General features: G+C 43.8%; 19 protein-coding genes and 1 tRNA gene. 11 read left to right on the plus strand and 9 right to left on the minus strand.

All coding sequences use genetic code 11. From position 1 onward, the window contains the following. The first annotated feature begins 39 nt into the window (after positions 1 to 39). Positions 40 to 930, plus strand: coding sequence for a formate dehydrogenase accessory sulfurtransferase FdhD (locus N5E84_RS03210; RefSeq protein WP_019281851.1), 891 nt, complete (start codon positions 40 to 42; stop codon positions 928 to 930). 10 nt (positions 931 to 940) lie between these two features. Further along, a complete protein-coding gene (locus tag N5E84_RS03215; protein ID WP_069212187.1) occupies positions 941 to 3,250 on the plus strand; it encodes an FdhF/YdeP family oxidoreductase in 2,310 nt (769 codons plus the stop codon). Between the two features lie 54 nt (positions 3,251 to 3,304). Here N5E84_RS03215 and N5E84_RS03220 read toward each other — a convergent pair. The 3 genes from N5E84_RS03220 to N5E84_RS03230 all read right to left on the minus strand — a co-directional run bounded on the left by N5E84_RS03220 (position 3,305) and on the right by N5E84_RS03230 (position 5,498). Next, positions 3,305 to 3,381: transfer RNA gene (locus N5E84_RS03220), tRNA-Pro, on the minus strand. A gap of 62 nt (positions 3,382 to 3,443) precedes the next feature. Continuing rightward, positions 3,444 to 5,249 carry a DUF3413 domain-containing protein gene (locus tag N5E84_RS03225; RefSeq protein WP_017049110.1) on the minus strand — a complete coding sequence of 602 codons (1,806 nt, stop codon included), beginning with the start codon at positions 5,247 to 5,249 and terminating at the stop codon, positions 3,444 to 3,446. Between the two features lie 24 nt (positions 5,250 to 5,273). After that, positions 5,274 to 5,498, minus strand: coding sequence for a YejL family protein (locus N5E84_RS03230; protein WP_013856392.1), 225 nt, complete (start codon positions 5,496 to 5,498; stop codon positions 5,274 to 5,276). An 84-nt stretch (positions 5,499 to 5,582) separates the two neighbouring features. Between N5E84_RS03230 and yejK the strand changes: the two genes are divergently transcribed. Together yejK and N5E84_RS03240 are read left to right on the plus strand one after the other, a co-directional pair. Then, the gene (gene yejK / locus N5E84_RS03235) at positions 5,583 to 6,584 is read left to right on the plus strand and encodes a nucleoid-associated protein YejK (protein WP_081245451.1); all 1,002 of its coding nucleotides are present in this window, start codon (positions 5,583 to 5,585) and stop codon (positions 6,582 to 6,584) included. 173 nt (positions 6,585 to 6,757) lie between these two features. Continuing rightward, positions 6,758 to 7,954: an Hpt domain-containing protein gene (locus N5E84_RS03240; protein WP_019283224.1), complete on the plus strand. Its 1,197-nt coding sequence runs from the start codon at positions 6,758 to 6,760 to the stop codon at positions 7,952 to 7,954. Between the two features lie 77 nt (positions 7,955 to 8,031). On the opposite strand, the gene N5E84_RS03245 is transcribed toward N5E84_RS03240, so the two are convergent. Then, positions 8,032 to 9,339, minus strand: coding sequence for an IS4-like element ISVa16 family transposase (locus tag N5E84_RS03245; protein ID WP_029388402.1), 1,308 nt, complete (start codon positions 9,337 to 9,339; stop codon positions 8,032 to 8,034). 148 nt (positions 9,340 to 9,487) lie between these two features. Next, entirely contained in the window at positions 9,488 to 10,924 is a 1,437-nt protein-coding gene (gene nhaC / locus N5E84_RS03250) for a Na+/H+ antiporter NhaC (protein ID WP_019282652.1), read from the minus strand. A gap of 422 nt (positions 10,925 to 11,346) precedes the next feature. On the opposite strand from nhaC, the gene asd reads away from it, so the two are divergent. Further along, positions 11,347 to 12,477 carry an aspartate-semialdehyde dehydrogenase gene (gene asd / locus N5E84_RS03255; protein ID WP_029189775.1) on the plus strand — a complete coding sequence of 377 codons (1,131 nt, stop codon included), beginning with the start codon at positions 11,347 to 11,349 and terminating at the stop codon, positions 12,475 to 12,477. Between the two features lie 130 nt (positions 12,478 to 12,607). On the opposite strand, the gene N5E84_RS03260 is transcribed toward asd, so the two are convergent. Next, a complete protein-coding gene (locus N5E84_RS03260) occupies positions 12,608 to 13,246 on the minus strand; it encodes a YchE family NAAT transporter (protein WP_010318853.1) in 639 nt (212 codons plus the stop codon). 629 nt (positions 13,247 to 13,875) lie between these two features. Between N5E84_RS03260 and adhE the strand changes: the two genes are divergently transcribed. Further along, the gene (gene adhE / locus N5E84_RS03265; protein WP_019281523.1) at positions 13,876 to 16,548 is read left to right on the plus strand and encodes a bifunctional acetaldehyde-CoA/alcohol dehydrogenase; all 2,673 of its coding nucleotides are present in this window, start codon (positions 13,876 to 13,878) and stop codon (positions 16,546 to 16,548) included. Positions 16,549 to 16,671: 123 nt separating this feature from the next. On the opposite strand, the gene N5E84_RS03270 is transcribed toward adhE, so the two are convergent. Further along, positions 16,672 to 17,547, minus strand: a complete 876-nt coding sequence (locus tag N5E84_RS03270) for a DMT family transporter (RefSeq protein WP_069211943.1) — start codon at positions 17,545 to 17,547, stop codon at positions 16,672 to 16,674. Between the two features lie 122 nt (positions 17,548 to 17,669). Continuing rightward, the gene (gene rne / locus N5E84_RS03275; RefSeq protein ID WP_069211944.1) at positions 17,670 to 20,756 is read right to left on the minus strand and encodes a ribonuclease E; all 3,087 of its coding nucleotides are present in this window, start codon (positions 20,754 to 20,756) and stop codon (positions 17,670 to 17,672) included. Between the two features lie 615 nt (positions 20,757 to 21,371). Here rne and rluC point away from each other — a divergent pair. Beyond that, a complete protein-coding gene (rluC, locus tag N5E84_RS03280) occupies positions 21,372 to 22,319 on the plus strand; it encodes a 23S rRNA pseudouridine(955/2504/2580) synthase RluC (protein WP_029388080.1) in 948 nt (315 codons plus the stop codon). Between the two features lie 106 nt (positions 22,320 to 22,425). On the opposite strand, the gene N5E84_RS03285 is transcribed toward rluC, so the two are convergent. Then, positions 22,426 to 23,010, minus strand: coding sequence for a Maf family protein (locus N5E84_RS03285; RefSeq protein ID WP_019281525.1), 585 nt, complete (start codon positions 23,008 to 23,010; stop codon positions 22,426 to 22,428). A 146-nt stretch (positions 23,011 to 23,156) separates the two neighbouring features. On the opposite strand from N5E84_RS03285, the gene yceD reads away from it, so the two are divergent. Genes yceD through N5E84_RS03305 form a run of 4 tightly spaced genes read left to right on the plus strand, consistent with a single transcriptional unit; the run spans position 23,157 to position 25,876 of the window. Next, positions 23,157 to 23,681, plus strand: coding sequence for a 23S rRNA accumulation protein YceD (gene yceD, locus N5E84_RS03290; protein ID WP_010319120.1), 525 nt, complete (start codon positions 23,157 to 23,159; stop codon positions 23,679 to 23,681). Positions 23,682 to 23,714: 33 nt separating this feature from the next. Further along, positions 23,715 to 23,885: a 50S ribosomal protein L32 gene (gene rpmF / locus N5E84_RS03295; protein WP_010319119.1), complete on the plus strand. Its 171-nt coding sequence runs from the start codon at positions 23,715 to 23,717 to the stop codon at positions 23,883 to 23,885. Between the two features lie 9 nt (positions 23,886 to 23,894). Beyond that, positions 23,895 to 24,920, plus strand: a complete 1,026-nt coding sequence (gene plsX, locus N5E84_RS03300; protein WP_017042562.1) for a phosphate acyltransferase PlsX — start codon at positions 23,895 to 23,897, stop codon at positions 24,918 to 24,920. 5 nt (positions 24,921 to 24,925) lie between these two features. Then, a complete protein-coding gene (locus N5E84_RS03305) occupies positions 24,926 to 25,876 on the plus strand; it encodes a beta-ketoacyl-ACP synthase III (protein ID WP_010319117.1) in 951 nt (316 codons plus the stop codon). Positions 25,877 to 25,913 lie beyond the last annotated feature (37 nt).

Consider the following 25,913-nt stretch of genomic DNA (forward strand, 5'->3'; position numbering starts at 1 on the left):
ACCTATGCTGATGATTGAAATCAGTCAATAAAAAGAACCATGCTAGAAGAAACGACAACCAATGACCCTCATGATGCTCAACCTGAGGGAACTGAACGCATTTATCGCCAACGTTTTGATTCCAAAATAGGGTTTCAAAATGAATACGATATTCTTGCTATTGAAGAGCCTTTACAAATCAGTTTGCAATGGAATGATACGGTTACTAACAAGCTGCATATCGAAGAGTGGAGCATGGCAATGCGAACGCCCGGTGACGATGCTCATCTCATCGGTGGCTTACTTTACACGCAGCAGGTGATCGATTCATATGACCATATACTCAATATGGAATTGGTTGACGACGAATCACGCCATGGCCAGAATCACTGGTTGGTCACGCTCAATCATCCATACACTGATGTGATTCAGCATCAGGCCCGTCGTTATATGAGCCAGTCGAGCTGTGGCATTTGCGGTATGACATCCATCCGAGCCTTGAGTTTGAGGCAAGAAATTCGTGTTGATGATAGCCCGAAATGGCTCTCTTCTGATGTTGTTATTGCGCTTCCTAATCTGCTTCTTGTTCATCAACCACTGTTTGCAAAAACGGGGGCGGTGCATGGTGCGGGTTACTTCGTGAATGGCGAGTTGATTGCCGTTGCGGAAGATGTGGGCCGCCATAACGCAGTGGATAAGTTGATTGGTCGAATTTTGAATGAGCAACGTTGGCACCCGCAAGGGGTATTAATTCTTAGCGGCCGAGTGAGTTTTGAGTTAATGCAAAAAGCGGCTATTGCTGGCATTTCAGTGGTGGTGGCTGTTGGTGCGCCATCACGTTTAGCGCTCGATATGGCGCGTCAGTTTGATATGACACTGATTGGTTTTATCAAAAAAAATCAGTTCAATATATACCATGGTCATGCACGTTTGCAGTCAGTGAAAGAGTGAGAAGAAGAATATGAGTATTAAGCAATATACCAGTTCGGCTGGTGGTTGGGGAGCGCTAAAAAGCACCGCGCATCATCTATTGAAAAGTCATAATGTTGCCAAAAATATTTCCAATCTTTTAAAAACCAACCAAGACCATGGTTTTGACTGTCCGGGCTGTGCTTGGGGTGAAAAACATGTCCCAGGGCGTTTTCGTTTTTGCGAAAATGGCGCTAAGGCCGTCAACTGGGAAGCCACTTCTCGACGCGTTGGGGCGGATTTCTTTAAGCAATATTCGGTTACTTGGCTCAATAAGCAGAGTGACTATTTTCTCGAATCTCAAGGGCGTTTAGCGGAACCAATGCGCTATAACGCTCAAACGGATCACTATGAGCCAATCAGCTGGGATGAGGCGTTTGTACTGGTTGCACAACACCTCAATCAACTCGCTAGTCCAAATCAGGCGGAATTTTATACATCAGGCCGCGCGAGTAATGAAGCTGCATTTCTATACCAGTTGTTTGCGCGCCGGTTTGGTACCAATAATTTTCCTGATTGCTCAAACATGTGCCATGAAGCTACGAGCGTCGCCTTGGTTCGCTCGATTGGCATTGGTAAGGGAACTGTGACTATTGAGGATTTTGAAGAATCCGATGCTATTCTTTTATTTGGACAAAACCCAGGAACGAATCACCCTCGTATGTTGGAAACACTGGCGTCAGCCTATAAGCGTGGCGCTCGGGTTGTTGCGTTTAATAATTTAAAAGAGCGAGGATTGGAGCGTTTTACTAACCCGCAAAATCCTTTTGAAATGTTAAGCAATGGTTCAACACCGACCACTAGCCATTATTTCACTCCTAAATTAGGCGGAGACATGGCGGCGGTTCGTGGCTTGGTGAAAATTCTTCTGGCTCGTCATCAGCAAGCACAGACCCGTGGTGAATCGATATTCGACCTTGATTTCATTGCCCAGCATACCGAAGGGATGGAGTCTTATTTAGCCATGGTACAGGCTACGTCGTGGTCAAGTATTATTGAACAATCTGGGCTCACGCAACAAGATCTAGAGCTGGTGGCAGATATTTACCAGGGCGCTAAACGCGTGATCGTGACTTGGGCGATGGGGGTGACTCAGCATAAGCATTCGGTGGCAACCATACAAGAGTTGGTCAATCTACAATTACTGTTTGGCCAAATTGGTAAGGATGGTTCTGGGGTATGTCCTGTCCGTGGCCACTCAAATGTGCAAGGTGACCGCACGGTTGGAATTAATGAAAAACCGCCTGAATTTCTACTCGACAATATTGAAAAAGTACTGGGCTTTACGCCACCAAAAGCGCATGGACATAACGTAGTTAATGCTATTGAGGCGATGCTACGGGGTGAAAGTAGAGTCTTTATCGGTTTAGGAGGAAACCTCGTTGCTGCTGCGCCCGATACCGAGCGTGTCGCACAAGCAATGAAAAACTGTAATTTGACCGTAAACATTGCGACTAAACTGAATCGGAGCCATGTCAACCCGGGCAAGGATGCGTTGATCCTGCCTTGTTTAGGTCGGACAGATATTGATATTCAGGCTCAGGGGCCACAGAAAATTACCGTTGAAGACTCATTCTCCATGGTTCATGCCTCTTCTGGGCGAATTGATGTTACAGGAGAGATTATGCGCTCAGAGCCTGCCATTATCGCAGGAATGGCAAAAGCGACCTTAGGGGAGGAAAATCCAATCGATTGGCAATCCATGGCCGATAATTACGATAACATTCGAGATTTGATTGAAAAGATTATCCCAGGATTTGCCAATTTTAATCAGCGGCTCAAAGGGCCTGGCGGTTTTTATCTTGGTAATTCAGCGCGTGAATTTAATTGGAAAACGCCCACAGGAAAAGCGCAGATAAGCAGCAATGCACTTCCTGAATCTATCGTTCCGCTCAAAACTCAGCAGATGACCAAGAAACCGATTTTTGTGTTGCAGACGATGCGTTCGCACGATCAGTACAACACCACGGTTTACGGTTTGGATGATCGTTACCGAGGTGTATTTGGCGAACGTAATGTCATCTTCATGAATGAAAAAGATATTGAGCAGCTGCAATTAAAAGCGGGTGAACGAGTCGATATTGAGACACTGTGGGATGATGGTATTAAACGTGAAATTTTGGGCTTCAAAGTGGTCGCCTATGTAATTCCTCAAGGGAATGTAGCGGCCTATTTCCCTGAGGCAAATGCACTCATTCCATTGAGCAGCAAAGGCGACTTTAGTGATACCCCGACATCAAAATCTATTGCCGTTGTCATTCACCCAACCAAAGTTGCACCACTGTTAGTTCAAACAGACTAAAAAATCAGATACTAAAGCAAAAAAGAGAGCCGAAGCTCTCTTTTTTTAGGTGTATGGTCGGACTGAGAGGATTTGAACCTCCGACCCCCGACACCCCATGACGGTGCGCTACCAAGCTGCGCTACAGTCCGATTGGCGTAATCTAATCATTTATCCCTTTAGCGTCAAGAGATAATCTTGCTAACGACCTGATTTAATTATCTTTGGCGTAAAATCTCTGCAATTCAGTTAAGCCTTGCATCAGTACAGGTAACGCTGGGCTAGAGTCTTTCTGACGTTGATAGTTTTCATCAAACAGCTTGAAGTTGCCAAATTTATCAATGAGAGTCGTTTGGGTATCGGTAATCAAAGCTAATTCACGGGCATCACCGGCTAAGATCCACTTCCTTTTGTTTTCATCAAACAAGTTTCTACCACTGCTAAATTCAATAGGGTTGGATGAAGCACCTAACAGATCCTGTAAAAGCGTGACTGAAAAATCTAAGTGACTTGAACGGTGTGAGTATTCTCCTGCCATTTTTCCAGGCCAATGGATGATCATCGGCACTTGTAACTGGTATCGGCTGTAATTGCTGTTAGCACCCCAGCTGTTGGTTTTTGTCTCGTTAAACTCCGCGCCATGATTTGAGGTGATCACAATCAGCGTATTGTCTTGCAATTGTAATTCGTCAATCTTAGTGAGCAGCAGGCCTATTTCTTGGTCGGCTGCATTGACCGAGTTATTGTAACCAGCACGCAGGCGATCGCTGGCACTACCTTTACTTGACCGAGGGTCAAAGTCATTAAAGTTGTCAACGGTCGTCAACTCCAAATAGCTGAACCAGGGTTGTTCGGTTTGCTCGGATACCCATTTATGCCAGCGTTGTATAGTTTGGTTATCTGTGCTCGATTCTTGATCAAAAGGAGCTTTAGAGACCGTTAAAGTGCGGAAAATCGTCTCTTCGTATAAGGTGTCGTCAAAATTATCGCCACTAAAGAGGCCAAACTGATAATTCTGTTTTTTCAATACATCTATCAGTATCGGAGGGGTACCTTGTGAACGAATGGCGTTGGCATAACTGCTTGGCAATCCATAAAACAAGCCAAAGATCCCAAACATGTCATTACTCGAGCTGTAATGATTATTAAACTTCAAATTTTCTGTCGCAAATTGGTAAGTGTTGGGCATGATTTCAGCTGTCAGCACATCACTTCTTAAATTATTGACACTCACTAGCAAAATATTGAGATTATTTGCTCTGCGGCCAAATTGAAGAGGCTCAAGAGGATAACGAACAATGTTAAGGTTCTCTTCATTATCCTTCAAACGCTTTAAGTACACATCACGATCAAATAGACCGTGTTTTTCCATGAACGATTTTGCCGTCATTGGATAGGAGAGCGGGAAGTTTGATTTTTGGCTGGTCACTGATGTTTCTAAATACGCATCAGACCAAACGTAAATAAGGTGGCTGGTAATAAAACTAATGAAAAATACCGCCGCGATGGGTCGGCCAACGTGTTTATGCGATAGTTTTCGCTGCTTACGCCAGACCCACTCCGAAAGCCCAAGTTGTAAGAGGAAAATGAGCGGCATGACCACAAACAGATGCTGTAAGTCGGCGGTGATAGCGCTGGTCTCATCGCTAAAAAGCAGTTCCCATACAATCGGTGTTAAGTGCAGGTTGATTGCTTGATAAGCTTGGGTATCGATTAATAAGAGTGTGAGTCCTAACGTTGCAAAACAGACCGCCACGAAGCGAAATAGTTTGCGCGACGGAATGATGAATGTCAGAGGGAATAAAACCAGCAGATAGAGTGCAAAGACCAAAAATCCAAAATGGCCGACCCAAGACACAGCTAAATAAAACTGCCCCAACAAGGTTTCAGGCCATGGTGATTGTACGATATATCGAGTACCAATAAGCATTGCTGCAATGATATTGAAGAAAGCAAACCAATGCCCCCAACCAACCAACCGTGATACGCGTTCACCGTATGTATTTTCGCTATCTGCCATGTGATTTTCTATCTATGCATTCTATTAGTGAGTAGTAGTTTCTAAAGACGACATCAATGCCTGAGCAAATTTTTCCGCAATCGCCTTACGCTGTGAAGCGGCAACGTTTTGGTTTAAGACATTCGTTGCAATGTTTCCCGCAATCATGAGAGTAAGCTCAGGGGAAGCACTATGTTTAGCGAGGATGGCAGCAACTTCTGTCAGGATATTTTCAATTCTTTCGTCGCTGTATTTAGATGTAATAGGCATAAAGACTCTAATGATGATAGTAAAAGCGGCTTATGATAACCTACAATGCCTTACAACTGAAACCAGAACGATGATAATTTCACTATGAGTCTTCACCTTTCCAACGTGATTTTGCACCAATTAAGCAAAAACGAGCAAGATGAGTTGGTGGTTAAATACCGCTCTCAATCTTTAGATAATGATACGTCTGCCGAAAATTTAGTGGCTGAGTTGCATCGCGTGTTTAATTCGAAAGCGAGCAAAGGTTTTGGTTCGTTTAAGTCGGACAGTGATTTTCAAACTTGGTTGCAAGAACTTCGTCAAGGTGAGCGTGATTTTTACGATTTTTCACAAATCAGTGCTCAACGGCTGAAAGATGAATTATCAAAGTATCCGTTTGCTGATGAAGGGATCTTAGTGATGGCCGAATATCAGTCACTGGCTACCGATTACCTATTTATTGGGCTTTTACCTCTCAACCAAAGTTTGAAAGTAACAGAGGGGCTCGACATTAGCGCGACAGATTATCTTGATATCAACAAAATGGATATCGCGGCGCGTCTTGACCTCTCAAGTTTTGAAACGGACAAAAACTCAAACCGCTACCTTGCCTATATCAAAGGTCGTGTTGGTCGAAAAGTGTCGGATTTCTTTCTTGATTTTCTGCAAGCCGATGTCGGGTTAGATACCAAAGTGCAAAATCAAGTACTGATGCAAGCGGTACAGGATTTTTGCACGGATTCTAAGCTAGAAAAAGATGAAGCGATCGGTTACAAGAAGCAGGTTTACGATTACTGCAGTGAGCAAATTAAAGCCGGTGAAGAGGTTCATATTCGTGAGTTGTCTGGTGAATTACCTGCTAGCCAAGACGGCACGGGTTTTTTCGAATATACGCAGGCACATGGCTATGAACTGGAAGAGAGCTTTCCTGGTGATCGTTCTACCGTGCGTAAACTGACCAAGTTTGTCGGTGCAGGGGGCGGTTTGAATGTGAGCTTTGATAGCTTATTATTGGGAGAGCGTATTTTTTATGATCCTGAAAGCGACACGTTAACCATCAAAGGCACGCCACCGAATTTAAGAGAACAGTTAACGCGCCAGCGTTAATCGTTTACCACTAAGAGAGCTTGATATGGCTCTCTTTTTTGTCTTTTCTCCCGATGTACAACTCAGCACGGTCCAAACTTTAGGTTTATGCTTGTATTAATTACAAGTACAAATTGGTAATCACAGTGTTTGGGCAAAAGAAATCAAAACGATTCAGCGTGAGATCGTATGGAGTGATTCTGTTTGGTTGGTTAATCTCCGTTGGTCTTGTGTTTTGGCAAAGCCATTTAAGCTACCAAGCCATGCATGCGGTGAAAGAGTTACATTACAGTGTTGAAGAACTTAAAAGTTCACTCTATTTTAAAGAGCCTTATCGTTCGACGCGAGCGAATGATATCGCGCTGAATGTGCAGCTACTCTATTCACTTAGGCTACAGCTGGAAGTTGAGCACCGAGATTTTTCATGGCGACCAGATATTCAGCAATTGCTACATGTGACTGATCGCTATATCACACTGACCAAATCGTATTTGTCGATTGAGCTTAACATTCAACCCTTGGTTGAACGCCTACAAGTGCTGCGCGATAATCCCACTAATTCAGAACAACTCAAGCAAATGTATGTGGTGTTAGGCGCTTATGTATTTGAAGCGATGTTCAGTGACACTGAGCAAAATCAGGGGATCTATCGAGCATTAGATAAACTCTATGTGGATGGGCAATCTTTACCAGCCATTCAGAAAAAAGAGTTAGAGCAGACATTAGCACAAGCGTCTGATTTACTGAATCAATACGCCCAAGGTGCACGTTTGGTCGACAATTTAATCAATCACTCTATTTACAATCAGCTTATCCATGTTGAAAACCAATACCATCGTCTTTTAAACATCTATGCTTATCTTGTCACGGGGTTAAGTGGTGGTGTTATGCTATTGCTGGGTTGGTTGATGTTTCGGTCATCAGTTTTAACTCGTTCTCATGTTAATAAAGTTCCCAGTGCTGCGAAAGAGGATACGTCATCTGAGATAAATCCCAGTCGTGTTTTGTCTACAGAAGAACCACAGGTGGAAACATCGGATCTGTCTGATGATTTGGCCATCGATATTGAATCCATGCTCATAACTCTCAATGGCGATGTTGAGTCTGTCACTCTGCTGTTGAGCGTATTTATACAAGATCATCAGCATGATGCCACTGAATTGAAAAGATTGGTGCATTCTGATTTGGAGGCCGCTCAGCGCCGAGCACATAGCCTGAAAGGCGTCGCGGGCAATCTTGGTTGCCGTTCTCTCAAGCAGATAGCGTCAGAAATAGAGTTGCGACTTAGTCAGAAGCAACGACCTACAGAGAAGCAATTGGAGTTATTAACGACGCAATTAGCGGCCGCTATAGCCAGTGCACAACACTACCTTGATCAAAGAAAACGATAAGCCAGTTCTATCGTGTCAGCTTTAAATGGTGATTCTGCTTGTAGTAAAAAAGAGCTCAGTTGAGTAATGCCGTTCACTTAAGAGTGAACGGCATTTTTGTTCTTAGCATACCGTTGTGGTCTAGGCTTAACTGTTCTAGGGAATGTTCTTTCCCTTCGCCCTTCAAGTATTAAGCTTTCAGCCATGTTGTGAAAACCCTTTAACTGACGAGGTATTGCTCCTGGTGTTGAGTAAGGTAAGCCTACAAGTAACGCAGATACATGAGCTAATGTGCCGTTAAAACTCAGTTGATAAGGAAGGTAGTTTCCCTTTAAATTGAAGCAGAGCTCTACCATCTGATATCGAATTAAATTGTAAGTAAGTAAGATGCCCCATAACTCCTGCTTTACCAACTCTGGCAAACGACTTCGCAGCGTGAGACGGTTTCCAAGCATGTATTGTTTTTGCTCTCGGTAGCCTAGCTCTATCTCCCAACGATGCTCATAAAGACCAGTAATATCTTTTGATGGGTAACGCAGCGGATCTGTCATAGAAGTTAATACTTGGTAGTCTTTTCCTTTAATTTTACGAGTGACAAGTCGAGCGGTTATCGACTTTGGTAAATCAGACCATCGCTTTCTAGCTCTTGGATTACTGTGTAATTGAACAAGTTTGTCATTTCGCCCTAAAGATTGAACAATGTCATATTGTGTATTTTTCTTGAGGGGAATAAGCCAATGGCGCTCTGAGCCAGAGTCTTGCCATTTATGTAATAAGCCTAAAGAATAGAACCCCTTATCGAACATTGTCACGCTATGATTCGGTGTTGTTTCTATCAGTTTTTCAGCTAATACCATTTCGTTTGTATTGTAGTTATCAAAAGCACTGGCCGTGATAATATGACTGCTTAGTTCCATTTGGCAGACCATTCTCACTTGCGGATATTGTGTCCCTTTTTGTCGAGAAAATGCATTTTCATTTTGCGGGTTATCGGGCGTGCGCCAAACCACTCCATCGACGCCAAGAAGCGTTAATCCATTCCACTGGGGTAACTTTGCACTTTTTAACCATGAAGTCGTCATTTGCTCAAAGACCGCTTTAATTGCGCCTTCACCCAACGTCTTTCGACGTTGAGTCAACGCACTCGGTGCGACAAAAGCTTTACCCGTACGATCGACAATATCAAGCTGGTTAACTAAGTCTTTCATGGATTTATTGTTATAGATAGCCATTCCAACAAGTAACCAAACCATGGATTCTAGAGTTAATTTCCTCTTTCTCATCGTGACGGTATCAGTAAGAGAATAAGCTTCGTTGATGAGGTCAATTGGAAGTAAGTCAGACAAAGTCTCAACGTTGCTAGGTTTCCAATCATTAATTATGTTTAGAGCTTGGGAAACATCCATAAAAAAATCCAAGTGCATTAAATACACTTGGATTTTGACAGCTCTGAAGGATCGTTCAACCGATCCCTTTGGCCTTAACTGATCGGCATTAGCTCAGTTGAGCTCTTTTTTAATGGTTTTTTAGTTCAATGACTTTTGCAATACTCTGCTAGGCTGACTGTTGGTTGAGAGCCGATGCTTGTTCAGCACTGTCTGCTGGTGCAGTAGGTTCACATTTATCAACAAACCAACCCATGTAAGAGGTAAAAATGGTTACTAAAATACAGACAAAGCTTAGCCACATAAAAGGGGCATATGAGAGCGTTGCAACGCCTAGAATGCTCGCCATATAGATGCCATTATCGCTCCATGGCACCATACCGGAGGTGAGCGTGCCACCAAATTCAGCGTTACGTGATAGGTTCTTACGCTGATAGCCTAAACGGTCATAGTTCTTGGCACAGATTTTAGGGGTCAGGATGAGTGAAACATACATGGCTGAGCCAAAAACGTTGCCCATAAATGCAGTACCAATAGTACTGGTTGCCAGTGAACCTGCGCTTGTCACGCGGCGCTCAAACAGTTTTGCGATGGTTTCAAGCACACCCACTTTATCTAGCAATCCACCAAACCCGAGACCAAAGACAATCACGGCAACAGAACCAAGCATAGAGGACATGCCGCCTCGGTTTAAGATTGAGTCAATGAAGCCAACGCCAGATTCAATATTGTAAGGTGCCCATGCGGTATTGAAAGCTTGCAAGAAGTCTACGTCTTGGATCATCACAGCCCAAATGATGCCCAGCAAAGAACCAAAGCTAATTACAGGAAACGAAGGCATTCTCATCGCAAGCAAGTCAAGTACAATCAGCACTGGCACAAAAGAGTATGGGGTAATGTAAAACTGCTGTTCCATCGCCTCAATCACGCTTTGTACTTGAGACATGTCTACGTTACCCGCATAGTGGAAACCAAATAAGGTAAACATGATACCCGTGATCACGTAGCTGATAAGCGCTATCGGCAGCATACCTTTAATGTGCTCCATCACTTCAACGTTAGACATCGAAGACGCAAGAATAACGGAATCAGATAATGGCGACATTTTGTCACCAAAGTAACAACCTGAAAGTACTGCGCCAGCGGTGATTGGTGCTGGAACGCCAAGACCCTGACCAATCCCCATCATGGCAATCCCCGCGGTACCAGCTGCACCCCATGAGGTTCCAGTTGCTAAAGCGGTGAGAGAGCAGATGATCATCGTTGCAAGAAGGAAAATAGAAGGATGGATTGCTTGAAGACCGTAGTAAATGATGGTCGGCACGATCCCGCCGGAGATCCAAGTACCAACTAATGCGCCAACAGCTAAAAGTATCAACACGGCACCTAAACCATTAGAAATACCATTCAGTGCTGCTTTTTCTAATTCTTTATATTGGTGACCTAAACGAACACCGAGCACAATAATGATGAACCAGCCAATGTATAAGGCCAGTTGGATAGGGAGATCGAGTTGAGCTGTAAACGAAAACGCGAGTAACAAAAACAAGCCTAGAGCAATAATTACTTGAATTAAGCTAGGTAGGCGTTGAGGGGCTTGCGTCATAAAAGAGCCTCTTGTCAGATTTATGATCTAAGGACAGAACGGTGCCCTTATTGAGTTCGATCGCACTTTACAATAGTTAGCATAATATATCGACATCAAACACCTCGGATGTGATTTATGTCGTTTAAGTGGTTAATCTTCGATGTTAAATGTTGATAATGGTTAAATTTAATGGTTGTAAATGTTTTGTGGTGAGGGGTTTTTGTGTAACAAGAATGTGATTATTTAGCGTTTCGTTGATTATTGAATGCTGAATCATAGTGCGGTTGAGTGATTTTTAGGCTTGAATGTGTTTTTTACAAAACTGGCTACGCAGAAAGAAAAAGTTACCACTTTTACTAAGAAAGTCTTGAGATTTTATGCTGAACCACTTATAGATGGAGCAATAAATTTTCATTTTAGATACATGGAGAGTGAGCGCGATGAGAGTAGGTTTAGTGGGTTGGCGTGGTATGGTCGGTTCTGTACTGATGCAGCGTATGGTTGAAGAAAATGACTTTGACTTGATCGAACCGGTTTTCTTTAGCACATCTCAAATTGGTATTCCTGCCCCAACGGTGCCTTCTAAGAAAGGCAATCATCATACAGGGTTACTGCAAGATGCTTATGATATTGATAGCCTCAAACAATTAGATGCCATTATCACTTGTCAAGGTGGTAGCTACACTGAAAAAGTGTATCCAGCACTTCGCCAAGTGGGCTGGAAAGGTTACTGGATTGATGCTGCATCTACCTTACGGATGGATAAACAATCAATCATCACTTTAGATCCAGTTAACTTGACACAAATTCAGCACGGCATCCATTCAGGAACCAATACCTTTGTTGGCGGTAACTGCACAGTCAGTTTAATGCTCATGGCATTAGGCGGCCTTTATGAGAAAGGTTTGGTCGAGTGGATGAGCGCAATGACCTACCAAGCAGCTTCGGGTGCTGGCGCTCAAAATATGCGCGAGTTGATCTCGCAAATGGGAGTAATTAACGATGCGGTGAGCTCTGAATTGGCTAATCCATCGAGCTCAATTCTTGATATTGACAGAAAAGTTGCTGAAACCATGCGATCACCTTCTTTTCCTACCGAGCAGTTTGGTGCACCACTAGCGGGTTCATTAATCCCTTGGATTGACGTCAAACGCGACAATGGTCAAAGCAAAGAAGAGTGGAAAGCGGGCGTTGAAGCTAATAAAATTCTGGGACTTCAATCGTCACCGATCCCGATTGATGGAACCTGTGTTCGTATTGGCGCAATGCGCTGCCACTCACAAGCATTAACCATCAAGCTGAAGAAAAATGTTCCGCTTGATGAAATCGAAGAGATGATCGCTACGCACAATGATTGGGTGAAAGTTATTCCAAACGAGCGCGATATTACCGCACGTGAATTGAGCCCTGCCAAAGTCACTGGCACCTTGTCAGTTCCCGTAGGACGTTTGCGTAAAATGTCTATGGGTGATGATTTCTTAAATGCGTTTACGGTGGGTGACCAATTATTGTGGGGAGCTGCTGAGCCGCTTCGCCGTACTTTGCGGATCATTCTGGCTGAAAAACAGTAAAGATGGATCTCGGTTTAAAACTACCTGAGTAAAAATAAAAAAAGGGCGCTTTATGCAAAGCGCCCTTTTTTTATGTTTTTATGCTTTTTGTCTGTAGTAACAGTAGTAACAGTGACGATGTTAACCGCGGTTATGCAAGGCCAGGAAATAAATTTCTGAGCCCATTGGCAATAAACTCAATACCGAGTGCGCCTAGTATCAAACCCATGATCCGCGTAATCACGTTGATACCCGTTTGACCTAAGAAGCGGACAATATAGGGCGCTGAACGAAACAGCAGCCAAGAGCTTAAACTAAATAACACCACAGTGATTATAATGCCCACGGTATCGAACATGCTTGGGTAGCGAGAGCCATACACTATGGTTGAACTGATGGCACCCGGTCCTGCCATTAAAGGCATAGCGAGTGGCACAACCCCAATTTGTTCACGGCTAATGTATTCAGATTTCTCTTGTTTGTTTTGTTTATCTTCACCCAATTTACCGCTCATCATCGAAAACGCGATGCTCAGCAGCAATAGGCCACCAGCTACTCGAAACGAATCTAAAGAGATACTAAACATATCCAGTAACATCTGCCCAGCAAGCAGTGCGGTAATCAAAATTATTGCCACAGCAATATTCGCTGTAGCCGCCGTTTTGTGTTTCTCTTCTTGCGTCATATGCCCAGTGAGAGAGACAAATATTGGCATAATCCCCACGGGGTTCACAGCGGCTACAAGGCCTAAGAAAAACTGCAGGAAAATGGCTAACTCAAAGGTTTGCATGGCATTTATCTCTAATGGATCATTTCGATGAAATATTACGTGGCTAATGTAAGCGAAAGCAAAGGATAGCACGAATGAAAAAAACTAAAGCGATTGGGGTTTTATTGCTGAGAAAAACTAATTCAATGAAGAAAACGTTTTACAATTGTTTTTCTAATGTATGTGAGTGGTGTTGTTTTTTGCTCAACTGTTAACATCTGCACATTTTTAATAAAATTAGTGCTCCTAGCTGGTGGTAAAAGTGAGAGTCGATATACTCTCAGTAGCACGTAAAATGAGGTGTGTTCATTCATCTATCGCTCAAAAATGAAACTTTTTTACAGATTGTTGTAGTTTTTATAGTTTTCGTTGTTTAAGTAAATGTTTTTTATTCATTTAATTATCTATATGTTTTTTGTTTGTTTTCAGTGTCTTGTGGGCGATTTTGTAGGGTGGTTACCCCTAATTGGGTAATTAGTTTTTGAGAACTGATCTGAGTCAATTTTTTTCACACTCTGAAATATTATACTCAGTCCTGAAAGCAATTTACTAAGTCTGTCATTGTTTAAGTTGTTGAGAAAAAACAAAAACACAAAGCTGCAAACTTAATAAAGAGTTTTTAACATTTTTCTATTTTTAGGAGATCCATTATGCCTGTAACTAATTTAGCTGAACTTGATGCTCTAGTAGCGCGCGTTAAAGCGGCTCAAGCAGAATTCTCTACTTACTCTCAAGAGCAAGTAGATAAAATTTTCCGCGCAGCATCATTAGCAGCTAACCAAGCTCGTATCCCTCTAGCGCAGCAAGCGGTAGCGGAATCAGGCATGGGTATTGTTGAGGATAAAGTAATCAAGAACCACTTTGCGTCTGAGTTCATCTACAACAAATACAAAGACGAAAAAACGTGTGGCATTCTTGAAGAAGATAAAAACCTAGGCACGATGACTATCGCTGAGCCTGTAGGCATCATCTGCGGTATCGTTCCAACCACTAACCCTACTTCTACTGCAATCTTCAAATCTCTCATCTCTTTGAAGACTCGTAACGGTATCATCTTCTCGCCACACCCACGTGCGAAAAATTCAACTAACGATGCAGCTAAACTCGTGTTAGATGCAGCAGTTGCAGCTGGCGCGCCAAAAGATATCATCGGCTGGATTGATCAACCTTCAGTTGAGCTATCTAACGCGCTAATGAAGCACGAAGGTATTACACTTATCCTTGCAACAGGTGGTCCTGGCATGGTGAAAGCAGCTTACTCGTCAGGTAAACCAGCAATCGGTGTAGGTGCAGGTAACGTTCCAGTTGTAATCGACGAAACGGCAGACATCAAACGTGCAGTTGCTTCTGTTCTTATGTCTAAAACATTCGATAACGGTGTGGTATGTGCTTCTGAGCAAGCGGTTATCGTTATGGACGAAGTGTATGACGAAGTAAAAGAACGTTTCGCGAGCCATAAAGCGCATGTTTTAAGTAAAGCAGACGCAGACAAAGTACGTAAGGTACTGCTTATCGATGGCGCACTAAACGCGAAAATCGTAGGCCAACCAGCAACAGCCATCGCTGAAATGGCGGGCGTTAAAGTTCCAGCAGATACTAAAATCCTTGTCGGTGAAGGTATTGGCGAAGTTTCTTATGACGATGAATTCGCACATGAAAAACTTTCTCCAACACTTGGCATGTTCCGCGCGACTTCTTTCGAGAACGCGGTAGAACAAGCAGTAAGAATGGTAGAAATCGGCGGTATCGGCCACACTTCTGGTCTATACACTAACCAAGACGTTAATGCAGACCGTATCCGTTACTTTGGTGACAAAATGAAGACGGCGCGTATTCTTGTAAACATCCCAACCACTCATGGTGGTATTGGTGACCTTTACAACTTTAACGTTGCACCATCTCTAACGCTAGGTTGTGGTTCTTGGGGTGGTAACTCGATTTCTGAGAACGTAGGTCCTAAGCACCTAATCAACAAGAAAACTGTTGCGAAGCGAGCTGAAAACATGTTGTGGCATAAACTACCTAAGTCAATTTACTTCCGTCGTGGTAGCCTTCCAATCGCTATGAGCGATCTTGAAGGCAAAAAACGCGCATTCCTAGTTACTGACCGTTTCCTATTCAACAACGGTTATGCAGACGACGTAGTGACTCTGCTGAAGTCAAACGGTATGGAAGTTCAAACATTCTTTGATGTAGAAGCTGATCCAACTCTATCTGTCGTAGAGAAAGGCGCTGAAGCAATGAAGAGTTTCCAACCAGACGTGATTCTAGCACTTGGTGGTGGTTCACCAATGGATGCGGCGAAGATCATGTGGGTTATGTATGAGCACCCAGAAACTCACTTTGAAGAGCTTGCAATGCGCTTTATGGATATCCGTAAACGTATCTACAAGTTCCCTAAAATGGGTCAAAAAGCAGAATTGGTTTGTATCACGACTACTTCAGGTACAGGTTCAGAAGTCACACCATTTGCCGTTGTAACAGACGACAAAACAGGTGCTAAATACCCACTAGCGGATTATGAGCTAACACCTAACATGGCTATCGTTGATGCGAACCTTGTGATGAATATGCCTAAGTCTCTAACGGCATTTGGTGGTTACGATGCTGTGACTCACGCTCTTGAAGCCTATGTATCTGTTCTTGCGAACGAATACTCTGATGGTCAAGCCCTACAAGCACTTAAGATGCTGAAAGAGTACCTACCATCAAGCTACAAAAATGGCGCAGCAGACCCAATTGCTCGTGAAAAAGTGCACAATGCAGCGACTATCGCAGGTATTGCTTTTGCTAACGCGTTCTTAGGTGTATGTCACTCTATGGCGCACAAGATCGGTGCTGAGTTCCACATCCCGCACGGCCTTGCTAACGCATTGCTTATCTCTAACGTTGTGCGCTATAACGCGAATGATAACCCAACCAAACAAACTGCGTTCTCTCAATACGACCGTCCACAAGCACGCCGTCGTTACGCTGAAGTGGCTGACCACTTAGGCTTGAGCCAAGCGGGCGACCGTACTGCTCAGAAGATTGAACGTCTACTGACTTGGTTGGAAGAGCTGAAGAAAGATCTCGACATCCCGCTATCTATCCAAGCGGCTGGCGTGAATGAAGCGGATTTCCTCGCAAAAGTTGACGTGCTATCAGTTGAAGCGTTTGATGACCAATGTACTGGTGCAAACCCACGCTACCCACTGATTTCTGAGCTAAAAGAAGTACTTCTTGCGGCTTACTATGGTACAGCGTTTGTTGAAGGTGAAACTTTCGAAGGCACTACCGTTATCAAGAAGAAAGATGACCAAAAACCAGCAAAGAAAAAGTAAGCTGAGTTATTGAGAGATTTTCGCTAGCACGAAACAATCTCTATCGGGAAAAGATAAAGCCTCACCGTCTGGTGAGGCTTTTTTTGTATCGAGTAACTTCATCATCAAAGCGTGGATGGGTATCTATCCCCACATGACTAAGATAGCGGCAATTGCGACTAGAACAAGCCCCAGCCCATCTTTAATTTTCACCGATTGTTTTAGCCAAAAAATAGAAATTAACATCGTAAAAAAGATCTCAATTTGGCCTAAAGTTTTTACATAAGGCACGGTTTGAAGAGACATTGCACTGAACCAACCAATAGAACCAAGACAGCTACTTGTGCTGGTTAATAGCGTTAGCTTAGGTCTTACCCATAACTGTTTTAATGAGTTGTTGTCGGTCACCATTAGGTAAATTAGCAGTAATAAAGTCTGCAGTGAAATGACCAACAATAATACCCAAGCAGAACTGTGTGGAAAGGGTAAGCCAAGCGCTAAACTGGCTTCACGTACCCACAATGAAGTGAGCGCAAAGGCACTACCACAACTTAATCCCAGTAAAACAGTTGGCATTGAAAGCTGCTTAATATTGCCGTGCGTGCTCATCAAAAATACACCAATGCCACCAACGATGACGCCAATCCAGCCCAAGCCTGTCAAATGAGTCCCAAAAAAAATCATTCCTAAAATAGCGGCAACTAAGGCTTCGCTTTTGGCTAGCCCAGCACCTACAGCATAGTTATTTAATTTAAACAGCTTAACCATGAGCGCAGTCGCGACGATTTGCATCAATGACGCGCCGATAATGAAAGCGATAAAGGTCAATGACAATGTAGGTAATTTCGCGGGTATGAAATGATACAAAGTGATGAGATAGAGAGCCGCGATAGGGCCAGCCCAAAGAAAGCGGGCAAGGGTAACACCAGTAGTACTGACCTCAGTTGCTAAGCGACTTTGGAATGCATTGCGCCAAGATTGCATGAATGCGGCCAGAAGGGTGAATAAGATCCAAGTCATGGAAGTCCATTTTGAGTGACAAGAAAGAGGCAATGCTATGAGATGCAGAGATATTGAGCAAGCGGAATATAAAAAGGGCTGCGAATGCAGCCCTTTAATGGTATTTAAACTCGGTTCAGAGATTAATACTGTGGTTTAGTCATTGCCGCACCAGCTTGACTTTGCGCTGACTGGCTGCCTGCTGCACGAGTTGCAATTCGTTCAGCATGGAAAGGTGCTGATACGATTTCAATCTCTTTGAGCAACAAAGAGCCTGAGGCTTTGGTCATCGGAGAGAATGCATGCGCTTTGATTGTTTTGGGTAATACGGCTTCAGGTGCCTTAGTTACTGCTTCAACCTTCAATGCTGGTACTTTCTCTGTCGTGGCTTTTTCTTCGACAACGAGCTCAATAGCGGTAGTCTTTTCAATAACAACTTCTGCGATCACTGGCTCTGAAATAACGGCTTCTACAGTGACCGATTCTGTGACTGAAACCGATTCTGTTACCATTGTCGATGGTACTTGAGGTTCAATAGCGTCCTGTAAAGAGACTGTAACAGGTTCTTCAACGACGCTCTGGTTCTCTTCGTGGCGAATAATGACCTTACCCATTGCCATTTCAGGGAAAGCAAAACCACCTAACGTTATCTCAGTATTGTTATCTACGACATCTGCCACTTGTTGAACAGGTTCAACCGCTGCGACTTGCTCTGTTACTGGTGCTTGATACACAGGTTTAGAGAGGTCATAGCGAGGCATCACTTTACCCATTGCCATCTCAGGAGAGGCAACCCCACCTTTGCGTAAACGGAATGGGTTAGGGCGACGATCACGACCACGGCGTCGACGTTGACCACTGGCTCGTAAATGACGAGGGGAGCGGCGATTGCGACGTTGATTTTGATCGTCATTCTCATTGTCGTCGTTTGGTGTAACGACCGATGTCTCAACAGATTGTACTGTTTCAGCTTTTACGGCTTCAATAACCTCTGCTGCCGGAGTTGTATTGATCAACATTTCAGCTTCTGGTTGTTCTTGAGCGATTGTCTGATCTTTTACACGAACTTGTTTGTTTAACTTACGGCGTTGACGGCGTTCTTTGACTTTTGCCGTTTTCTCTTCCGTTTTATCTTCATTCGCTGTCAAGGTAACGGCTTGCGCTTCAGCCGCAAGTTGTAGCCCTTGCTCCGCTAACTTTTCAGATTTGCTGTCATCACGCTTGTTGCGGCGCTCTTGTTTTGGCTTGCGAGCTTGTGTCTTACGAGGCTCGTTGGTAGCAACAATTTCTTTGTCTTGTGTTTCTTCAACAAGAGCAGAGGTATTGACAGGTTTACGTTTGTTTCTGTCACGGTTTGCGTTGTCGCGATTAACATTTTCACCGCGTCCGTTACGACGACGTTGGTCATTTCGATCACGACGCTGGCGTGGTGCTTGGCTACGTTCGTTTTCTTGTTTTTGTTGCTCTTCCTCAGTTTTCACCTCTTCCGTGGTGGTTGAGAAGATGCTACCAAGAGCTTTAACGATGCGGCCAAATAGACCTGGTTTGCCTGGTTCAACAGCGATCTCTTTGACTGGAACCGCTACTTCTGCTTTAGGTGTTGGAGCTGGAATAGTTTGTGCTGGAGCAGCAAACCCTTTCAACGCTGGTTCTTCAATGCGTTTTGGTTTGAAATCGATATCTGAGCTTTCTTTACCTTCTGCTTCTTTCAGTGCTTCTAGTTTCATTGGCACTAAGTAAGAGAGTATTTCTTGCTCTTCCCCTTCACGGACACGGATCACTTCAAAATGAGGCGTTTCCATTTCAGAGTTAGGGACAATGGTGATCTCGACTTCTTGAATGCGTTCAATATGATTGATTGAGCGACGTTTTTCATTGAGTAGATAAGATGCAATAGGAACGGGAACCACCGCCATAACTTGAGCGGTATTATCTTTTAGTGCTTCTTCTTCAATGAGACGTAAAACAGAGAGCGCAAGAGATTCATTATCACGAACCACTCCGGTACCAGAGCAGCGTGGGCAGATATGGTGACTTGCTTCGGCAAGTGATGGGCTCAAGCGCTGACGCGACATTTCTAACAAGCCAAAACGTGAAATTCGGCCAATTTGTACGCGAGCACGATCTAGGCGTACGGCATCGCGTAAACGGTTTTCTACTTCACGTTGGTGACGAACAGGAGTCATATCGATGAAATCGATAACCACTAATCCGCCCAAATCGCGCAGACGTAATTGGCGAGCAATTTCATCGGCTGCTTCTAAGTTGGTGTTAAGCGCCGTCTCTTCAATATCGCCGCCTTTTGTTGCACGAGCAGAGTTGATATCAATTGAGGTCAATGCTTCGGTTGGGTCGATAACAATAGAGCCACCAGAAGGCAAACGCACTTCACGCTGGAAAGCCGATTCGATTTGGCTTTCAATTTGGTAATGGCTAAATAGGGGTACTTCACCGTCGTATTTTTTTACACGACTCACGAAATCAGGACGCACCAAACGAATGTGCTCAAGGGCACGTTCATAAATTGTGTTGCTATCAATTAGAATTTCACCAATGTCACGACGCAGATAATCACGAATTGCGCGTACAATGACGTTGCTCTCTTGGTGAATAAGTAGCGGTGCAGGACGCAAATCGGAAGCCTGTTTGATTGCGCTCCAGTGATTGAGCAAAACGTTTAAGTCCCACTCTAGCTCTTCCGCACTTTTGCCCACACCTGCAGTGCGAACGATAAGGCCCATGCCTTGAGGAAGCTCTAAACTGCTCAATGCGGTTTTTAATTCGGTACGCTCATCGCCTTCGATACGGCGTGAAATACCACCGGCACGAGGATTGTTTGGCATAAGAACTAGGTAGCTACCAGCAAGAGAAATGAAAGTGGTCAACGCAGCGCCTTTGCTGCCTCGTTCTTCCTTTTCAACTTGGACAATAACTTCTTGGCCTTCTTTAAGCGCTTCTTTGATGTTTGGACGGCCTTGGTAAGTGTAGCCATCAGGGAAGTATTCGCGGGCAATTTCTTTGAGAGGAAGGAAACCGTGACGTTCAGCGCCGTAATCAACAAATGCAGCTTCTAAACTCGGTTCAACACGGGTGATACGTCCTTTATAGATGTTCGCCTTTTTAGATTCATGCCCTGGACTTTCGATGTCTAGATCAAAAAGTCGTTGGCCATCAACCAGCGCGACACGCAACTCTTCTTTTTGAGTTGCGTTAATTAGCATTCTTTTCATTTAAAAATCTCGTTATCTTTCTTTAGTTTTGATTATTGGACTTGTTGCTGGGTTTCGTTTTCACGGTGCCAGATCCCATGACTAAAAGGTGCAGCCTCCCGGCTGGAGGGGATGCTCTAGGGCACTTCAGTTATCGCACGCACACGATTGCCTGCGATCCGCGTATTGGCGGAAAATACTCAACATGAAATGACGATGAGTAGAGCAACAAGATAGCTTCGCTCAATAGTGTCTTACGCCATGTGCAGCACATTGACGCTTAGCAGTCTACTCACTATTTTGCTCAAAAATGGACGGTAAAGAATAAAAAATCACCGAATCATTCATTGCAGCTGTGAACTATAGCAGTGACAGGTAAACACAGCAATCTGCTTTGTTATGAACAGGTCAAAAAAATGAGAATAGGTCTAAAAGTTAGATGGCTAATTTAATGTTTATCAAAGAGTTTTAGTTGTTAAAGTAAGAATTGTAATGGGTAATATTTAATTTTATCCACAGTCACATTTCAATTGGTGTAATTCTCGCCAATTTGCCATTAAACAGCAGATGAAAATATTCTTTTTTGTGGCGAAGAAAATGTGAATTTAAACAATTTACAGTGGTACAATGGCGCCCATGAGTGAAATTAGAACCCAAGTCCAGCTCATCGATATCGATGAAGATATGGCTGGTCAACGCATTGACAATTTTTTGCGTAACCAATTAAAAAACGTTCCCAAAAGTATGGTTTACCGAATCCTGCGCAAAGGAGAGGTTCGTGTAAATAAAAAACGCATCAAAGCAGAATATAAGTTATCGGCTGGTGATGTGGTGAGAATACCACCAGTGACTCTCGAACAGTCGGATCAAGAGAGTAACACACCCAATACCAAATTGAGTAAAGTCGCCGAGCTAGAACACTGCATTATTTTTGAGGATGAGCACTTACTTATTCTGAATAAACCTTCCGGTACGGCTGTTCATGGTGGGAGTGGTTTGAAATTTGGCGCAATTGAAGCGCTGCGGGCATTGCGCCCAGAAGCTCGCTTTTTGGAATTGGTGCACCGTATCGATCGCGATACGTCGGGCATTTTATTAGTGGCTAAAAAGCGCTCCGCGCTGCGTCATCTCCAAGCCCAGTTTAGAGAAAAAACGATTCAAAAATATTACTTTGCTTTAGTTATGGGGCAATGGAAAAGCAGCTGTAAAGTCGTGAATGCGCCACTATTGAAAAATGAAGTGAACAGCATTGTGCGAGTCAATCCAAACGGTAAAGCATCGGAAACGCGCTTTAAGATCCTTGAACAGTTTGCACAAGCAACTTTGGTGCAAGCCAGTCCGATCACTGGCCGTACTCATCAGATCCGCGTTCATACTCAGTATACAGGGCACCCGATTGCGTGGGATGATCGTTATGGTGACCGCCGTTTTGACGCATATACCGCACAGTTTGGCATTGACCGATTATTCTTACACGCGGCGAATATTCGTTTTGTTCACCCTTCGACAGAGGCGTTAATGGACATTAATGCACCACTCGATACTCAACTAGAGCAAGCATTAGTCAAATTGAGAAACGCTTAAGGCCAGCTTTCATTCGCTAACGAGTAGCAACATAGTAGAAACATAAAGTAATGGTCGAAGTCATGGTATAAAAGTGAGCGCGGATCAAGGCGCTCACTTTTAATCATTATCCTAAAACGGTAATGCCTTGAGACTCAAGCATTGAGACTAGCTTAATTAATGGTAGTCCAACCAAACTATTAGGGTCATCACCTTCTAAACGTTCAAAAAGTGCAATGCCCAGGCCCTCACACATAAAGCTACCTGCGCAATGTAGTGGTTGTTCTTTTGCCACGTAAGCCGTCACCATCTCGGTAGATAAAGAGCGAAAATGAACCGTGAAGGGTTCTACGGTGACCGTGCATTGGCGGGAGACGGAGTTGTAAACCGCAAGCCCAGTATAAAAAGTGATGGCTTTTCCACTTTGTCTGAGTAACTGTTTAATGGCTTGTTCTTGAGTATGAGGTTTGCCAATAATCTCACCGTCAATCACGCAAACTTGATCAGAACCGATGACTAAACTGGGTTGGTTTGGATGGCAAGATCTTGCTTTCGTTTCCGCTAAACGAGTCACCAGATCTTGTGCGGGCTCACCAGGTAACGGAGTTTCGTCGCAATTAGGCGAGCAGGTAACAAAAGGTAAATCCAGCTTTTTAAGTAATTGCTGCCGAAACGGCGAAGTAGATGCTAAAACTAGTTGGTAATTTTGCATTTTGATTTAGAATTGCTGCGAATTTTACCGCAGCATATATCAATCAGACATGCTGTACATAATTCTCTCAGTGGAAAGGGGGAAAAACGAACTTTTTTGCCTTTTTCTTTGACTAAAACCGATTTGGAAGATAATATTCGCGCCCTATGCAAAAGGTAAAAATACCGCGATCGATTGATCCGGCTAAAGCAGCTCAAAAACGACTTGATTGTGATGGTATCATCCAACTCAGTCTTTTTAAGCGTTTAGAAGAATCAGTCGCAGGCGTTAAACGCGACGCACAAGTCTCATTGTCATTTGGGCTTGATGAACAGCGACTAGTTGTTATCTCTGGTAAAGCTAACATCTCTGTCGATTTAGAGTGTCAACGCTGTAACAAAGTTTTCGCACATGAGTGCGAAGTCCAATTCAAGTATACTCCTTACTTGGGGAGTAAAACGGATGAAGACGCACCGGAAGAGTACGATTTGGTAGATCCGAATGAGTACGGTGAGATCGACCTTGTACAATTAGTTGAAGACGAGTTCATCATTAATTTGCCACAAGTAGCAATGCACGATAGAGCGGAATGTAGCGTTAATTCAGACAATTTAGTATTTGGTGAACTTCCAGAAGAACTAGCGGAAGAAAAGCCGAATCCATTTGATGTTTTAAAAAACTTAAAACGATAATTCGTTATAGGTTAAGACAAAGGAGTAGGGTCAATGGCCGTACAAAAGAGCAAAAAATCACGCGCACGTCGTGGCATGCGTCGTTCACATGATGCGCTAACTACATCTGCACTATCTGTAGATGCGACTTCAGGTGAAACTCACCTACGTCACAACATGACTGCTGACGGTTATTACCGTGGCAAAAAGGTTATCAGCAAGTAAGGTTGACCTTTGCAATATTTAACCGTTGCACTTGATGCAATGGGCGGGGATTTCGGTCCTCGCGTAACAGTGCCTGCCGCCGTGCAGGCACTGTCGCATTTCCCAGAGCTCAAAGTGATCCTCGTTGGTGATCAAGTTTTGATCACACATCAATTATCTCAATTAGGTTATGAACTTAATACTCGCTTGAGTATTTTGCACAGTGACCGCGTTATTTCTAACTCCGAAAAACCTTCTCTGGCCTTACGCAATAGTGCTGGAAGTTCAATGGGCATCGCAATTGACCTAGTTTCTGATAGCCGTGCTGATGCTTGTGTCAGTGGTGGTAATACAGGTGCGCTCATGGCGTTATCTCGTTTTCGTCTGAAATTGCTGCCCGGCATTGATCGTCCTGCATTAGTTTCAGCGTTGCCGACGGCTTCAGGTCAACGCACTTGGATGCTGGATTTGGGTGCGAACGTATCAAGTGATGCAGATTCTCTGTTTCAATTTGCTGTCATGGGGAGTGCGCTGGCCGAACAGCATTTAGGTCGTTCTGCAAAAGTTGCCATCCTTAATATTGGTGCGGAAGAGATTAAAGGGAATGATTTAGTGAAGCGTTGCGCTGAAATGCTGAATCAAACTCAGGCCGTCAACTATATCGGCTATATCGAAGGTAATCAGTTGTTGGATGATGTCGCTGATGTGATTGTTTGCGATGGTTTCGTCGGCAATGTTTGCCTGAAAGCATGTGAAGGCACAGCACAACTCTTTATTGATAAGTTAAAAAGCCAACTTTTGGGCTCATCCATAAAGGGTTGGATTGCACGAAAACTGTTTTCTTCATTATTTACTGAACTAAAAACATTGAACCCCGACCAGTATAACGGCGCAAGTTTGTTAGGATTGCGCGGCATTGTCATAAAAAGTCATGGAAGTGCTGATGTACTCGCCGTCGTGAATGCGATTTCCGAAGCGGTACACGAGGTCAAACGACAAGTCCCCAGCCGTATAAGCGATCGTTTGGAAGCGGTTTTACTCGAGAGGCATTATTAGTCTTCATGTATAGCAAAATTTTAGGTACTGGCAGCTACTTGCCATCTCAGGTGCGTACCAACGCAGATTTAGAGAAAATGGTAGAGACAAGCGATGAGTGGATTATTGCCCGTACGGGTATTCGTGAGCGCCGTATTTGCGCGGAGAATGAAACCGTTGCGGATATGGCTTTCTATGCAGCGCAAAATGCCATTCAAATGGCTGGCATTGATAAAAACGATATTGATCTGATTATTGTTGCCACAACCAGCAGTAGCCATGCATTTCCTTCGGCGGCATGTCAGGTACAAGGCAAGCTTGGCATCAAAGGATGTCCTGCTTTTGATTTAGCGGCGGCCTGTTCGGGTTTTGTCTATGGATTATCGATTGCAGATCAACACATTAAATCGGGTATGTGTAAAAACATTCTTGTCATTGGTGCTGATGCCTTGTCTAAAACCTGCGATCCAACAGACCGCTCGACAATCATTTTATTTGGTGATGGCGCAGGCGCTGTCATTATTGGTGCAAGTGAAGAGCCAGGAATTTTGTCGACTCATATCTATTCTGATGGTGAGTTTGGCGAGCTCTTGAGTTTACCTGTTCCAGAGCGTGGTGGTGATGCTGATAAATGGCTTTATATGGCGGGTAATGAAGTCTTTAAAGTGGCAGTGACGCAACTCTCTAAGCTTGTTAAAGATACGCTTGCTGCCAATAACATGCACAAATCAGAATTAGATTGGTTAGTGCCTCATCAAGCTAACTATCGCATTATTTCCGCGACCGCGAAAAAACTATCGATGTCACTTGACCAAGTCGTAATAACGCTTGATCGCCATGGTAATACGTCTGCCGCTACTGTCCCAACCGCACTCGATGAAGCCGTGCGAGATGGTCGAATTCAACGTGGTCAAACGTTATTGCTTGAAGCCTTCGGTGGTGGTTTTACTTGGGGCTCGGCACTCGTTAAGTTTTAAGCGGATAGATTTTTATTTTAAGGGGTTGGTTCAACCT

Origin of the sequence: Vibrio sp. J502 (assembly GCF_025397955.1) — a bacterium.
GTDB classification, from domain to species: domain Bacteria; phylum Pseudomonadota; class Gammaproteobacteria; order Enterobacterales; family Vibrionaceae; genus Vibrio; species Vibrio anguillarum.

Coding starts and splice junctions, on each gene's coding strand:
- N5E84_RS03210 (WP_019281851.1), top strand. CDS start 40: ATGCTAGAAGAAACGACAACCAATGACCCTCATGATGCTCAACCTGAG.
- N5E84_RS03215 (WP_069212187.1), top strand. CDS start 941: ATGAGTATTAAGCAATATACCAGTTCGGCTGGTGGTTGGGGAGCGCTA.
- N5E84_RS03225 (WP_017049110.1), bottom strand. CDS start 5,249: ATGGCAGATAGCGAAAATACATACGGTGAACGCGTATCACGGTTGGTT.
- N5E84_RS03230 (WP_013856392.1), bottom strand. CDS start 5,498: ATGCCTATTACATCTAAATACAGCGACGAAAGAATTGAAAATATCCTG.
- yejK (WP_081245451.1), top strand. CDS start 5,583: ATGAGTCTTCACCTTTCCAACGTGATTTTGCACCAATTAAGCAAAAAC.
- N5E84_RS03245 (WP_029388402.1), bottom strand. CDS start 9,339: ATGGATGTTTCCCAAGCTCTAAACATAATTAATGATTGGAAACCTAGC.
- nhaC (WP_019282652.1), bottom strand. CDS start 10,924: ATGACGCAAGCCCCTCAACGCCTACCTAGCTTAATTCAAGTAATTATT.
- asd (WP_029189775.1), top strand. CDS start 11,347: ATGAGAGTAGGTTTAGTGGGTTGGCGTGGTATGGTCGGTTCTGTACTG.
- N5E84_RS03260 (WP_010318853.1), bottom strand. CDS start 13,246: ATGCAAACCTTTGAGTTAGCCATTTTCCTGCAGTTTTTCTTAGGCCTT.
- adhE (WP_019281523.1), top strand. CDS start 13,876: ATGCCTGTAACTAATTTAGCTGAACTTGATGCTCTAGTAGCGCGCGTT.
- N5E84_RS03270 (WP_069211943.1), bottom strand. CDS start 17,547: ATGACTTGGATCTTATTCACCCTTCTGGCCGCATTCATGCAATCTTGG.
- rne (WP_069211944.1), bottom strand. CDS start 20,756: ATGAAAAGAATGCTAATTAACGCAACTCAAAAAGAAGAGTTGCGTGTC.
- rluC (WP_029388080.1), top strand. CDS start 21,372: ATGAGTGAAATTAGAACCCAAGTCCAGCTCATCGATATCGATGAAGAT.
- N5E84_RS03285 (WP_019281525.1), bottom strand. CDS start 23,010: ATGCAAAATTACCAACTAGTTTTAGCATCTACTTCGCCGTTTCGGCAG.
- yceD (WP_010319120.1), top strand. CDS start 23,157: ATGCAAAAGGTAAAAATACCGCGATCGATTGATCCGGCTAAAGCAGCT.
- rpmF (WP_010319119.1), top strand. CDS start 23,715: ATGGCCGTACAAAAGAGCAAAAAATCACGCGCACGTCGTGGCATGCGT.
- N5E84_RS03305 (WP_010319117.1), top strand. CDS start 24,926: ATGTATAGCAAAATTTTAGGTACTGGCAGCTACTTGCCATCTCAGGTG.